Source organism: Photobacterium aphoticum (assembly GCF_001029435.1).
Lineage (GTDB): Bacteria > Pseudomonadota > Gammaproteobacteria > Enterobacterales > Vibrionaceae > Photobacterium > Photobacterium aphoticum.
Window position 1 is genome coordinate 35,254 of the sequence record NZ_LDOV01000004.1, and the last position, 12,742, is coordinate 47,995.

The following is a 12,742-nucleotide window of genomic DNA, read 5'->3' on the forward strand; positions in this document are numbered from 1 at the left end:
ATTTAAATACACAAAAAACAACGGGGGCGCCTTGCCCCCATTGCGAGAATCTAACCCACTAGATTACCCGATCAGTGGACATCACGCCAATATTCTTTCTTCAACAGTAATGTTAGTACAAAGAATACGGCAATAAAGCCCATCACCCAGTAACCTAAACGCTGACGCTCAAGCTTCATCGGTTCGGCGGCATATTCCATGAAGTTAACGAGATCGCGCACGGCGGCATCGTATTCTTCATCGTTTAATTCACCGGTCCCGTCAGATTCGATGCCGACATATTCTTGGATCTCGACACCATCCACTAAACGGGTTTCAAACACTTTGTTCGGTACCCCTTGTAACTCTTCCAGCACATGCGGCATCCCGACACTCGGGAACACCACATTATTCACCCCAAACGGACGGCTTGGATCGGCATAGAAAGAACGCAGGTACGTGTATAACCAGTCGGTACCGCGCACACGGGCTACCATGGTCAGATCCGGCGCGGGCGCGCCAAACGAAGCTGCCGCGTACTCTGTGGGGATCGCATTGACCATCAGATCACCGATTTTCGCATTCGGATCAAAGATCAAATGCTCTTTCATCAGATCCGCCGGAATGTCTAAATCCGTCGCAATACGTTCATAACGCTGGTACTGCGTGGCATGACAGCCAAAACAGTAGTTCATGAACGTCTGGGCACCGCGCTGTAACGAGGCTTTATCGGTTAAGTCATTGTTGGCCGCATCCAACGGGACAGACGGCCCGGCTGCCATCGCCAGAGAAGGCAGCAAAGCAAAAAGTATCACCATCAACTTTTTCATTTGAATGTCACCCTCTCCGGTAGCGGTTTCGTCGCTTCATTCTTGCTGTAGAAGAACAGTAAGACGAAGAACATGAAGTACAAGAAACTGAAGATTTGCGCCAGAATCGTGTACGTCGGTGTCGCTGGCAATGCGCCCAGAATACCCAGCGCAATGAAGCTGATCGTGAACTGGACAATGTTCGCCAAGTGCAGTTTGCTGCGGTAACGGTATGAACGCACTTTACAGCGATCCAGCCACGGCAGCAGGAACAACGCGACAATCGAGGCCCCCATCGCGACTACCCCGAGCAGCTTATCCGGCACCGCACGCAAAATGGCGTAGAACGGCGTGAAGTACCACACTGGTGCGATGTGCTCAGGGGTCTTCAGTGGGTTCGCCGCTTCAAAGTTCGGTGGCTCAAGGAAGTAACCGCCCATTTCTGGGTTGAAGAAAATGACATAACTGAACAAGAAAGCGAAAACCGCCACACCGACGAGATCTTTCACCGTACCGTAAGGGTGGAACGGGATCGAATCGATAATGTCGTACTTCTTGCTGTAGTACTCGTGGAATGAGAACTGGGTTTTGTACCCTTCCCCTTTGGTGCCTTTCGGCAGTTTGGTCTCAATGCCATCCGGGTTGTTCGAGCCCACTTCGTGCAGGGCCAATACGTGCAAGACCACCAACAGCAGCAACACAATCGGCAAGGCAATCACGTGCAGAGCAAAGAAGCGGTTCAGTGTCGCCCCGGAGATCACGTAGTCACCCCGGATCCACAAAGTCAGATCGTCGCCGATCACCGGAATCGCACCAAACAGAGAAATGATCACCTGCGCGCCCCAGTAAGACATCTGGCCCCAAGGCAGTAGGTAACCCATAAAGGCTTCAGCCATCAGAACCAGGAAGATCAGCATCCCGAACAGCCAGAGCAGCTCACGGGGTTTCTGGTAGGAACCGTAGATCAACCCCCGGTACATGTGCAGGTAAACCACCACGAAGAAGGCGGATGCCCCGGTGGAGTGCATGTAACGTAACAGCCAGCCGTACTCCACATCACGCATGATGTATTCGATCGAGGCGAACGCCCCGTCACCCGACGGCACATAGTTCATGGTCAGCCAGATCCCGGTCAGGATCTGGTTCACTAACACCAACATCGCCAGTGAGCCGAACAGATACCAGAAGTTGAAGTTCTTTGGCATCGGGTATTCAGACAAATGCTTCTTGTAGGCATTCATCACAGGCAGACGTTTTTCAATCCATCCTACTAATGCTTGCATTACACAGCCTCCTCATCGACACCCACCAAAATGGTATTGTCATCCACAAACGTGTGAGGGGGCACAACCAGGTTCAGTGGTGCTGGCACGCCTGCAAAGACCCGCCCTGCCATATCAAACTTAGAGCCGTGACACGGACAGAAGAAACCGGCCGACACCCCGCTCACCTGCTCGGTGAAGGAGTCCGGTAAATAGGTAGGGGAACAGCCTAAGTGGGTGCAGATCCCCACGGCTAAAAAGATTTCCGGTCTGACGGAACGAAATTCGTTTTGGGCGTAATCAGGTTGTTGCGGCTCGGCCGAAGACGGATCCCGTAACTGGCCATTGTGGCCCCCTAATTCACTCAAGACAGCGTCGCTACGACGGACAACCCAGACGGGTTTGCCTCGCCATTCGACACGGACCATCTGCCCATCTTCCAACTTGCTGATATCAACTTCGACAGGTGCCCCGGCGGCCTTGGCTTTGGCACTCGGATTCCATGATTTGATAAAAGGCACGGCGACTGCTGCGGCTCCCAAGCCTCCAACAACCGACGTTGTCGCAGTCAGGAAGCGGCGTCGGCCCTTACTTACTGGCGCATTGCTCATCCAACATTCTCCCATGTGCTCCCGCTCGGATTCTTATTATGTCCTTATGCGTCCCTGGAGCTCTTGCGGCTAACTTTCAAAAGAAAGAGGCAACAGACAAAACCGCCATCTGGCCGGCTCTCATCATTCACTGACTGTTGCTTATCACACCAAATGATAAATAAAACCCCACTTTTTGACAAGATAAAGCTACCTTTTCGCAACAAATGTGAGAGGTCTGTTCTCTTTGTTTTAACAGCCGTTACAAAGCACTGTCTTGGTGGCCGTTTTTGCGTATTTCAGGGAGATAGAGCGGAATCGGGAGGAGGAATAAGCGTGGTGTGACCGGCAATAGATTGTTGCCAATATGTAATAAGCACAACCTGCAGGTATAAAAAAAGCCCAACCCGAAGGTTGAGCTTTTTGTACACAGTAACCAGATAAAATCTGGCGCGTAAAAATTAACGCTTAGAGAACTGTGGACGACGACGTGCTTTACGTAGACCAACTTTCTTACGTTCAACTTTACGTGCGTCACGAGTAACGTAACCTGCAGCGCGTAGTGCTGGACGTAGAGTCTCATCGAACTCCATAAGAGCGCGAGTGATACCGTGACGGATAGCACCAGACTGACCAGTGATACCACCACCTTTAACAGTGATGTATAGGTCAAGTTTCTCAGTCATTTCAACTAGCTCTAGAGGCTGACGAACAACCATGCGAGCAGTTTCGCGACCGAAGTACTCTTCGATGCTACGCTTGTTGATTACGATGTTGCCAGTACCCGGTTTGATGAAAACACGAGCAGCTGAGCTCTTGCGGCGACCAGTGCCGTAGTATTGATTCTCTGCCATTGTCATAATCCCCAATTAGATGTCTAGTACTTTAGGCTGCTGTGCAGCGTGGTTGTGCTCAGCACCAGCGTAAACTTTAAGCTTACGGTACATAGCACGGCCTAGAGGACCTTTAGGAAGCATGCCTTTAACAGCAGTTTCAATAACCATTTCTGGTTTCTTAGCGATCAGCTTGTCGAAGCTGATAGACTTAAGGCCGCCGATGAAGCCAGTGTGGTGGTGGTACATTTTATCAGTACGCTTCGCACCAGTTACTGCTACTTTCTCAGCATTGATAACTACGATGTAGTCACCAGTGTCAACGTGCGGAGTGTACTCCGGCTTGTGCTTACCACGTAGACGAGATGCGATTTCAGTTGCTAGACGACCAAGAGTTTTGCCTTCAGCGTCAACAACATACCAGTCACGTTTTACAGTTTCTGGTTTAGCAACGAAAGTTTTCATGCTAATTCTTACCCAAAATTAAATAGTTTCACTTTACAGGAACATTGCTGTTCCATCTGTACAGAGCCCCAGTCATCACCCCTTCGAGTGGTTGGCACTCCCGGCTTTTGCCGATACAGGTACGGTGGGTCGCAAGATTATAGGGAAGGGTGGAGAAAAAATCACCTTTTTTTGAAAAAAAATTCGGATTTTTTCGCTTTCCTACCTTTAGGGCTAAAAAGCTGGCATATCTCAGTGTTTTTCACTGCCTTTGTCTCCGCAAAGGCGTCCTCAGGATTTACCCCAAGTGAGGACGCGCCAGATACGCATGGCTCTGCATTTCCACCAACCGCGAGCAACAACGCTGATACTCAAACGCCAACCGCTGCCCGGTATAGAGTTGCGTCCAGTGCACCTCGGCCGAGAGGATCAAGGTGACATTGCGTTCATAAAATTCATCCACCAAGGCAATGAAACGGCGCGCCGCATCACTCTCATCCTCCCCCATCTGACGCACCTCTGACAGCAATACGGTGTGATAGAGCTGGGCGATTTCCATGTAATCGGTCTGGCTGCGCGCCCCTTGGCACAGCGTCGCAAAATCCATGTGCACAACCCCATTGGCTTCCTGCCGCGTCGGGATGTCACGATGGTGAATGGTGATCGCTTTCCCCTGATAGCGTGGCGCACTGGTCAGTTGCTCAAAATACGCCTGCAGGTTCTGCTCGGCCTGTGTCTCTAGGGGGTAATGGTAGATTTCTGCTTTTTCTAGGGTTCTTAACCGGTAATCGATCCCTGAGTCGATATTCAGCACCTCACAGTGGGTTTGCAGCAACCCAATCGCCGGCAAAAAGCGCGCGCGTTGCAGGCCGTTCCGGTACAGTTCGTCAGGCGGAATATTTGAGGTAGCGACCAAGGTGATCCCCCGCGCAAACAGGGCGTCAAACAGGGTACCGAGGATCATGGCATCGGTAATGTCCGAGACAAAAAATTCATCAAAGCAGATCACATCCGCTTCCGCTTTGAAGGCATCGGCGACTTTTTCTAAAGGATCCGCGTGCTGATCGAGTTGCGCCAGCGTCTCGTGCACCCGGTGCATGAAGCGATGAAAATGCACCCGCAGTTTGCGTTCAAACGGCAGGCAATCAAAGAAGGTATCCATCAGGTAGGTTTTACCGCGCCCCACCCCGCCCCATAAATACAGGCCTTTCTCAGCCGTCACTGGCGCAGGCGGACGACGCAATAAGCGATCCACCCAAGAAGCGGGTGCCGGCGGGGCTACTGGCGTGAGTAAACGGTGATAAAGATCGTCTAAATGACGCACCGCCAATGCCTGCGCGGGATCGGCGACAAAGTCACGGCGTTGGAGGTCGTGTTGGTATTTCTCTTGTGGGGTCATCCTTGCTCCACCCAAATCGCATCCGAGTGACGGAGATAGTACCATGCACGCCGATGTGCATGTATAGTAACTGTACAAATTCGATTAAGCGGCCGGTTCAGCGCCAATTAATCTTTCTGTTATACAACAGGTCTGTCAGTACGCGTTCACCTCTTCCCTCTTAACCGCGTAGGCGTGTTACGGTGAGCACTGTCCCCTGTTACTCATAAGTCAAAAGGAGTTATTCATGGCTTGGATTTATGCGCTTCTTGTGTTTCTTGCCGGTGCGATTGTGGGTGCGTTTGCCACACGCCTAAACAACAAGGGGTTAAAACAACAAAAAGAGCTGAAAAAAGAGCTCGATAAATCAAAATACGAACTCGAACAATTCCGTCAGGAACTGGTGGATCACTTCGCCCAAAGTTCTGAACTGCTCGATAACATCGCCAAAGACTACAGCAAACTGTACGAGCACATGGCGAAAACCTCGACCGAACTGATGCCAAACCTGCCGGATCAGGACAACCCGTTCTCGCGCCGTATCAGCTCACTGGAAGCGGTGAAGACGCACCACGCAGACACCGCATCGCAAGATCAGCCGCGTGATTATGCCAACGGCGCAAGTGGCTTGCTAAAAGATCAGCATGACGCGCCGGTAGACGCGCCAAAAGCCAGCTAACGACGACAAAATATCGGGAATAATTCCCTATAAGTCATGAACTAAACTTCGTTTTTCAAGTCTGAGATAGTGCAGCCAGTCCAAGACAGTAGGATAATGGGCTGTAATCAGACTTGAGAATCGGAGTTTAGTAATAATGAAAAAACCTTTGCTTGTATGTAGTGCCCTCGCACTCAGCATCAGTTCTGTTATTACCCCCCTAACGGCAACGGCTGCGCTTCCCCACACGGTGAATAACCAGCAGCTACCAAGCCTTGCCCCTATGCTTGAGCAAGTGACCCCTGCTGTCGTCAGCATCGCCGTAGAAGGTAAACAAGTATCGACCCAACGCTTACCGGATAGCTTCCGTTTTTTCTTCGGCCCTGATTTCCCGAGCGAGCAAGTCCAGGAGCGTCCTTTCCGTGGCCTTGGCTCTGGCGTGATTGTGGACGCCGATAAAGGCTATATCGTCACTAACCACCATGTGATCGGCGGTGCGGACAAAATCATTGTCCAGCTCCATGACGGCCGCGAAATCACCGCTGAGTTGATCGGCAGTGATGAAATGTCCGACATTGCCCTGCTCAAACTCAGCGAAATCGAAAACCTCACTGAAATCACGCTGGCCGATTCCGATAAACTGCGTGTCGGCGATTTCGCCGTGGCCATTGGTAACCCGTTTGGTTTGGGCCAGACCGTGACCTCCGGCATTATTTCTGCACTGGGCCGCAGTGGCCTGAACATTGAGAATTTCGAAAACTTCATTCAGACCGATGCTGCCATCAACAGCGGTAACTCCGGTGGCGCACTGGTGAACCTGAACGGGGAACTGGTCGGTATCAACACCGCCATTTTGGGGCCGAACGGCGGTAACGTCGGCATTGGTTTTGCCATTCCGGTCAACATGGTGAAAAACCTCACCGAGCAGATCCTGGAATACGGGGAAGTCAAACGTGGCGTACTGGGCGTACAAGGGGGCGAACTGACCTCTGAGTTAGCCGAAGCCTTTGGTTACGAGACTAACCACGGCGCCTTCATCAATCAGGTGATGCCGGACTCTGCGGCAGAAAAAGCGGGCCTGAAAGCCGGTGATATCATCGTCTCGGTCAACGGCAAACAAATTCGCACCTTTGGCGAACTGCGTGCCAAAATCGCGACTCTGGGTGCAGGCAAAAAAGCCACGCTGGGTATTGTGCGCGACGGTAAAGATCAAAGCGTGACCGTCACCCTGCAAGAAGCGACCTTGAGCAAAGTGAAGGCCGATAACCTGCACCCGGGCTTGGCCGGTGCCGAGTTTGCCAACACCACAGCCGATGACGGCGTGAAAGGCGTGAAGGTGACCAGCCTGACCGATAACTCGATGGCCGCCCGCTACGGCTTGCAAAAAGATGACATCATTTTGGGCGTGAACCGTAAGGCAATTAAGAATCTGGGTGAGCTGCGCAAAGCCCTCGATAAAAACCCGAATGTGTTGGCACTGGAAGTCAAACGCGGTAGTAACATCCTGTATTTGATCATTCGTTAATTCCCTGCTCGTCACATCTCGTGACCACTGGGCCAACGTGCTCTGAACCTGTTTCAGTGAACGACATGGCCCAGTGCATTATCCCCACAAAAATCAATGACACCGCTGAATAAAATGCGGTGAAAGTTGGTATCTGCCTAAGGTAGTGGTACTCTCGTCGGCTATAATAGGTGGTTTAATCTTCAGGGGAGCATACATGCTGGCATTTTTTGGTCGATCCATTCTGCTTGGTATCGTCACGGCCATTGCTTTGCTGGTGATCTTCCCAGACTTGCGCACCCAAATGTTTGATAGTCCGAAGGACTTGGTCGCGCCGGTTGAATACAGTCAAACCCAACTCTCCTTTAATTATGCGGTGCGCCGCGCATCCCCTGCCGTTGTTAACATCTACAACCGTCGCTATAACGCCGATGATCGTCTGCAACTGAGCACTCAAGGCTTGGGCTCTGGCGTGATCATGAGTGACAAAGGCTATATCGTTACTAACTACCACGTGGTAGCAGAAGCCGATCAGGTGATCGTTGCCCTGCAAGACGGCCGCATTTTGACCGCCCAGTTGATCGGTAAAGATCAGCGTACCGATTTGGCCGTACTGAAAATTCAGGCCGAAAACTTACCCGTGATCCCCCTCAGCACCGATTACACGCCGGCAGTCGGTGATGTCGTCCTGGCGATCGGTAACCCGTACAACCTCGGCCAAACCACCACCTATGGCATCATCTCCGCCACTGGTCGCTCCGGCATGAGTTTCTATGGCCGCCAAGATTTCTTGCAAACCGATGCGGCAATTAACGAAGGCAACTCCGGTGGCGCACTGGTCAACACCCGTGGTGAGTTAGTGGGCATTAACACCGCCTCATTCCAGCAGGCCACTGACATTGAAACCTACGGGATCTCGTTTGCGATTCCGTATGAGTTAACCCAAAAAATCATGAACAAGCTGATCGCTGACGGCCGCGTGATCCGAGGCTACATTGGCATTGAAGCCCGCGATATAAATCCGGTCATGGCCCGCTTGTACGATGCCGACCAAGTGCGCGGGATCATCGTGATGGGCATGGATCCGAACGGCCCGGCGGCGAAAGCCGGCTTCAAAGTGCAGGACATTTTGATTGAGATTGATGGCAAACCTGTGACCGACCGCCGCAATGTGCTGGATATCGTGACCGAATTGCGTCCGGGTACCGAAGCGACCATGAAAGTCTTGCGCAATGGCAAGCCTACCACGCTGAAAGTACAAATTGGCGATGAGCCAAGTGGTTACTAACCTCACTTTCTTTTCTGAATGCCTTTATTCAGCGCTTTATTCAGTGTTTTGATTCACTGAAGCTCCCCCCCTTCTCTCAGGGTGAGCACCGCACTGACAGACACAAAAAAGCCTCGCACGTGCGAGGCTTTTTGTTAGGCATACAAAGCAATCCGATTATTCGCTGAAACGCTCAATCTTCATGCCCAGCGCACTGAATTTATCTTCAATGTGCTCGTAACCACGGTCGATGTGGTAGATACGATCCACGATGGTTTCGCCTTCCGCAATGCTGCCGGCAATCACCAAACTCGCAGAAGCACGGAGATCCGTTGCCATGACCTGTGCACCGCTCAGGCCGTCTGTGTCACCACAGATCACGGTATTGCCTTCAATCTCAGCGCGCGCGCCCATACGGATCAGCTCAGGAATGTGCATGAAACGGTTTTCAAAAATCGTTTCAGTGATGATACCTGTGCCTTTGGCGATCAGGTTCAACAACGAGAACTGCGCTTGCATGTCGGTTGGGAAGCCCGGGTGTGGAGCGGTGCGGATATTGACCGCTTTCAGCTCACGATCGGTCATATCCAGACTGATCCAGTCTTCACCGGTCTCAATTTTCGCGCCCGCTTCTTCCAGCTTCGACAACGCCGCTTCCAGCAAAGATGGACGCGTGTTGCGACACATGATCTTACCGCCGGATACCGCTGCTGCAACCAGGAACGTACCGGTTTCGATACGGTCAGCCACCACTTCGTGGTAACCACCGCCCAGACGCTCTACACCTTCAATCGTGATGGTGTCAGTGCCTGCGCCTGTGATTTTCGCGCCCAACGTATTCAGGAAATCCGCCGTATCGACGATTTCCGGCTCACGCGCCGCGTTTTCAATGATGGTCGTGCCTTCTGCCAGGGTCGCCGCTGACATGATTGTCACGGTCGCGCCTACGCTGACTTTGTCCATCACGATATGGGCACCTTTCAGGCGACCCTCTACAGAGGCTTTAACGTAGCCTTCTTCCAATGTGATCTGAGCACCCAGCTGCTCAAGGCCGTGAATGTGAAGATCCACCGGACGTGCACCGATCGCACAACCACCCGGTAGAGACACCTGACCTTGACCAAAACGGGCCACCAACGGACCCAATGCCCAAATAGACGCACGCATGGTTTTCACCAACTCGTACGGGGCACAGAATTCATTCACAGGACCTGCATCCACGTGCACAGAACCGTTACGTGACACTTTGGCACCCAATCGGCTTAATAGCTCCATGGTCGTGTCGATATCACGCAGTTTTGGCACGTTAGCCACTTCTACCGGCTCTTCCGCCAATAGCGCAGCAAACAAAATCGGCAACGCTGCATTCTTAGCACCAGAAATGGAGACTTCGCCGCTCAGTGGACCACCGCCCTGGATTCGAAACTTCTGCATTATTTACCTCTTAGGACAGCGACATCAATTTTTTATCACGCGCCCACTCTTCAGGCGTGTAAGTTTTAATACTTAAGGCGTGAATTTCATTGGCAGCAATCTGTCCCATCAGCGGACCGTAAATAGTCTGCTGTTTTTTCACTCGGCTCATGCCGTCAAACAACGCACCCACTGCAATCACTTCGTAGTGGCTGCCGTCGCTTTTGACGATCACTTCATCCAGCGCTAGTGCATTCTCTAGGATCTGTTTAATTTCGGAGATTTCCACAAGTATTCCTCTTTGCGACTTACTCTATGCAAGCCGCTAACATTGATTCGACGTGACTTAAGCGAAGCAGCGTTAACAGCTGCTCGGGCACATTCAAAAATCTCAGCGCCGTTCCTTGTTGACGGAGCTGCTGGTAGACATGTAGCAACATGACCATGCCGGCAGAATCGACGCGGGTCAGAGCCGCCAGATCAAGCGTGACCTGAGCGTCCTTGGGCATCCATGTTTGTCGTTGCTGCCAAAAAGCTGGAACTGTGTCACGTTCCAATGCCCCTGACAAGCAGTAATGACCATTTTCCTGAACTCGCCACTCAATATTAGGCTTAGTCATTGTTTTCCGCCTCACGGCGGATAGGCTTGGCCGCCAAGGCTTTCAGATCTTGGGTCACAGCATCCACCCCTTCGGTGCGTAATTTGCCGCTCCATTCACTCTGCTTGGTTGAGATCATGCTGACCCCTTCGGCCACCATGTCAAAGGCCTGCCATTGGTTCGATTTCTTGTTGTGACGCAATTTGAAATCCAGACGGATAGGCGGACGCTTGTTATCCACGATGTCCACACGCACAGACACCACGGTGCGGTTAGCCGGTACCGCTTTACGCGGCTCAATCTTAATGTCCTGATCCGTGTACTGGGTCAGCACCTGTGCATACGACGCCACCAAATAATCGGTGAACGCAGCCACAAAGTTGTTACGCTGCGTCGCCGTGGTTTTCTTCAGCTGCGGGCCCAACACTTTGTAAGCGGCATAGCGGGCATTGATGTAAGGCAGCAGTTCCTGACGGACGATCTGGCGCAGCATTTCTGGGTTACGCTGGATCTGGCTTTGCTCCGCTTTCAGGCGGGAAAATGTCTTTGCCGACACCGCCTCCATCATTGCATAAGGATCACTTTGATCGACCGTCGCGGCCGTTGCCCCTAGTGGTGACAAGGCCACCAACAGCAGTAGTACATAGCGAAATAGTTTCATCTTCAGATCCTCTTATTTACTGTCACCACCGATGCTGTACAGCACCTGGCCAATCATGTCTTCCAAGACCAGTGCTGACTTGGTGTCTTCAATTAAATCACCGTCTTTGAGCATGCTGATGTCTTCATCGATAAAGCCCGGTTCAATGCCCAGGTATTGCTCACCCAACAAGCCTGAAGTCAGGATCGCCGCCGAGCTGGTTTCCGGGAAATATCCGTATTGCTTATCAATAGACAGCGTTACCAATGGGGTGTAAGTGTCTTTATCTAACGTGATATCGGTAATTTGTCCGACGGTCACGCCGCCCACTTTGATCGGTGAGCGCACTTTCAGGCCACCGATGTTGTCAAAGTGCGCCTGCAAACGGTACGTTTCGCCGCCCCCGATGTTTTGCACATCGGCGACTTTAAAAATCAGTACCAATAAAGCAGCCAGCCCCGCTAACACAAAGCTGCCCACCCATAATTCGATTTTTCTCATTTGCTGCATCTGAACATTCCTGTAAATACCGCTGTGCGGCCATTTTTGACTTACGCTGAGTGATTGAATGCACTCACTAAATTAGCTGCCAAACATCAACGCTGTCAGTACAAAGTCTAGACCGAGAACGGCCAGTGACGCATTCACCACCGTACGGGTGGTCGCACGGCTGATCCCCTCTGAGGTCGGCAGCGCATCGTAGCCATTGAACACCGCAATCCAGGTCACAGTGATAGCAAACACCACGGACTTGATCAGGCTGTTACCGATGTCGTAACCCAGCTCTACCGAGGACTGCATCACCGACCAGAAGCTACCTAAATCAATGCCTTTCCATTCCACGCCGACCAACTGGCCGCCCCAGATGCCCACCGCGCAGAAAATCATGCTCAGTAGCGGCATCGAGATGACCCCGGCCCAAAAACGTGGCGCAATGACGCGTCGCAGTGGATCGACCGCCATCATTTCCATACTCGAGAGCTGTTCGGTGGTTTTCATCAAACCAATTTCTGCGGTTAACGCCGAGCCGGCACGACCGGCAAATAACAAAGCGGTCACGACAGGGCCCAGTTCTCGCAGCAAGGATAAAGCTACCATCTGCCCGAGGCTGGTTTCCGCGCCAAAGTCCACCAGCACGATGTAACCCTGCAGGCTCAGTACCATGCCGATAAACAAGCCGGATACCAAGATGATCGCCACAGACAACACGCCCACGGAATAGAGTTGACGCATCAGCAGCGGGAACATTTTGCGTGGCTGCGGACGGCATACCAGCGCCCCATAGAGCATCAGGCTCGCTCGCCCCACACTCTGACAACGCGCAATGGCACTTCGCCCAAGCTGGGCAATAAAATCCATCAACATG

At 52.1% G+C, this 12,742-nt stretch carries 15 protein-coding genes; 3 read left to right on the forward strand and 12 right to left on the reverse strand.

Annotated features, from left to right (window positions below):
• Positions 1–71 precede the first annotated feature (71 nt).
• From ABT58_RS02135 to zapE, 6 genes are all read right to left on the reverse strand, one after another.
• The gene (locus tag ABT58_RS02135; protein WP_047872722.1) at positions 72–809 is read right to left on the reverse strand and encodes a cytochrome c1; all 738 of its coding nucleotides are present in this window, start codon (positions 807–809) and stop codon (positions 72–74) included.
• Positions 806–2,071, reverse strand: a complete 1,266-nt coding sequence (locus ABT58_RS02140) for a cytochrome b (protein ID WP_047872723.1) — start codon at positions 2,069–2,071, stop codon at positions 806–808. The genes ABT58_RS02135 and ABT58_RS02140 overlap by 4 nt, the downstream gene beginning before the upstream one ends.
• The gene (gene petA, locus ABT58_RS02145; RefSeq protein WP_047872724.1) at positions 2,071–2,661 is read right to left on the reverse strand and encodes a ubiquinol-cytochrome c reductase iron-sulfur subunit; all 591 of its coding nucleotides are present in this window, start codon (positions 2,659–2,661) and stop codon (positions 2,071–2,073) included. Before petA ends, ABT58_RS02140 begins: the two co-directional genes overlap by 1 nt.
• Positions 2,662–3,101: 440 nt before the next feature.
• Positions 3,102–3,494, reverse strand: coding sequence for a 30S ribosomal protein S9 (gene rpsI, locus ABT58_RS02150; protein ID WP_047872725.1), 393 nt, complete (start codon positions 3,492–3,494; stop codon positions 3,102–3,104).
• Positions 3,495–3,509: 15 nt separating this feature from the next.
• Positions 3,510–3,938: a 50S ribosomal protein L13 gene (gene rplM / locus ABT58_RS02155; RefSeq protein WP_047872726.1), complete on the reverse strand. Its 429-nt coding sequence runs from the start codon at positions 3,936–3,938 to the stop codon at positions 3,510–3,512.
• Positions 3,939–4,215: 277 nt separating this feature from the next.
• Positions 4,216–5,316 carry a cell division protein ZapE gene (gene zapE, locus ABT58_RS02160; protein ID WP_047872727.1) on the reverse strand — a complete coding sequence of 367 codons (1,101 nt, stop codon included), beginning with the start codon at positions 5,314–5,316 and terminating at the stop codon, positions 4,216–4,218.
• Positions 5,317–5,542: 226 nt separating this feature from the next.
• Between zapE and zapG the strand changes: the two genes are divergently transcribed.
• From zapG to degS, 3 genes are all read left to right on the forward strand, one after another.
• A complete protein-coding gene (gene zapG / locus ABT58_RS02165) occupies positions 5,543–5,974 on the forward strand; it encodes a Z-ring associated protein ZapG (RefSeq protein WP_047872728.1) in 432 nt (143 codons plus the stop codon).
• A gap of 136 nt (positions 5,975–6,110) precedes the next feature.
• Positions 6,111–7,478: a Do family serine endopeptidase gene (locus ABT58_RS02170; protein WP_082210910.1), complete on the forward strand. Its 1,368-nt coding sequence runs from the start codon at positions 6,111–6,113 to the stop codon at positions 7,476–7,478.
• Positions 7,479–7,674: 196 nt separating this feature from the next.
• Positions 7,675–8,745, forward strand: coding sequence for an outer membrane-stress sensor serine endopeptidase DegS (gene degS, locus ABT58_RS02175; RefSeq protein WP_047872730.1), 1,071 nt, complete (start codon positions 7,675–7,677; stop codon positions 8,743–8,745).
• Between the two features lie 156 nt (positions 8,746–8,901).
• Here degS and murA read toward each other — a convergent pair whose 3' ends face one another.
• The 6 genes from murA to mlaE form a co-directional block, all read right to left on the reverse strand.
• A complete protein-coding gene (murA, locus tag ABT58_RS02180) occupies positions 8,902–10,158 on the reverse strand; it encodes a UDP-N-acetylglucosamine 1-carboxyvinyltransferase (RefSeq protein WP_047872731.1) in 1,257 nt (418 codons plus the stop codon).
• Between the two features lie 10 nt (positions 10,159–10,168).
• On the reverse strand, positions 10,169–10,426 hold the full coding sequence (gene ibaG, locus ABT58_RS02185; RefSeq protein WP_047872732.1) for a BolA family iron metabolism protein IbaG: 258 nt from the start codon (positions 10,424–10,426) through the stop codon (positions 10,169–10,171).
• 19 nt (positions 10,427–10,445) lie between these two features.
• A complete protein-coding gene (locus ABT58_RS02190) occupies positions 10,446–10,757 on the reverse strand; it encodes an STAS domain-containing protein (RefSeq protein WP_047872733.1) in 312 nt (103 codons plus the stop codon).
• Positions 10,750–11,397, reverse strand: coding sequence for a phospholipid-binding protein MlaC (gene mlaC, locus ABT58_RS02195; protein WP_047872734.1), 648 nt, complete (start codon positions 11,395–11,397; stop codon positions 10,750–10,752). The genes ABT58_RS02190 and mlaC overlap by 8 nt, the downstream gene beginning before the upstream one ends.
• Before the next feature lie 12 nt (positions 11,398–11,409).
• Entirely contained in the window at positions 11,410–11,886 is a 477-nt protein-coding gene (gene mlaD, locus ABT58_RS02200; protein WP_047872735.1) for an outer membrane lipid asymmetry maintenance protein MlaD, read from the reverse strand.
• Between the two features lie 72 nt (positions 11,887–11,958).
• On the reverse strand, positions 11,959–12,741 hold the full coding sequence (gene mlaE, locus ABT58_RS02205; protein ID WP_047872736.1) for a lipid asymmetry maintenance ABC transporter permease subunit MlaE: 783 nt from the start codon (positions 12,739–12,741) through the stop codon (positions 11,959–11,961).
• Position 12,742 lies beyond the last annotated feature (1 nt).

Coding starts and splice junctions, on each gene's coding strand:
- ABT58_RS02135 (WP_047872722.1), bottom strand. CDS start 809: ATGAAAAAGTTGATGGTGATACTTTTTGCTTTGCTGCCTTCTCTGGCG.
- rplM (WP_047872726.1), bottom strand. CDS start 3,938: ATGAAAACTTTCGTTGCTAAACCAGAAACTGTAAAACGTGACTGGTAT.
- zapG (WP_047872728.1), top strand. CDS start 5,543: ATGGCTTGGATTTATGCGCTTCTTGTGTTTCTTGCCGGTGCGATTGTG.
- petA (WP_047872724.1), bottom strand. CDS start 2,661: ATGAGCAATGCGCCAGTAAGTAAGGGCCGACGCCGCTTCCTGACTGCG.
- zapE (WP_047872727.1), bottom strand. CDS start 5,316: ATGACCCCACAAGAGAAATACCAACACGACCTCCAACGCCGTGACTTT.
- mlaC (WP_047872734.1), bottom strand. CDS start 11,397: ATGAAACTATTTCGCTATGTACTACTGCTGTTGGTGGCCTTGTCACCA.
- degS (WP_047872730.1), top strand. CDS start 7,675: ATGCTGGCATTTTTTGGTCGATCCATTCTGCTTGGTATCGTCACGGCC.
- ABT58_RS02140 (WP_047872723.1), bottom strand. CDS start 2,071: ATGCAAGCATTAGTAGGATGGATTGAAAAACGTCTGCCTGTGATGAAT.
- mlaE (WP_047872736.1), bottom strand. CDS start 12,741: ATGTTGATGGATTTTATTGCCCAGCTTGGGCGAAGTGCCATTGCGCGT.
- ABT58_RS02190 (WP_047872733.1), bottom strand. CDS start 10,757: ATGACTAAGCCTAATATTGAGTGGCGAGTTCAGGAAAATGGTCATTAC.
- mlaD (WP_047872735.1), bottom strand. CDS start 11,886: ATGCAGCAAATGAGAAAAATCGAATTATGGGTGGGCAGCTTTGTGTTA.
- rpsI (WP_047872725.1), bottom strand. CDS start 3,494: ATGGCAGAGAATCAATACTACGGCACTGGTCGCCGCAAGAGCTCAGCT.
- ABT58_RS02170 (WP_082210910.1), top strand. CDS start 6,111: ATGAAAAAACCTTTGCTTGTATGTAGTGCCCTCGCACTCAGCATCAGT.
- murA (WP_047872731.1), bottom strand. CDS start 10,158: ATGCAGAAGTTTCGAATCCAGGGCGGTGGTCCACTGAGCGGCGAAGTC.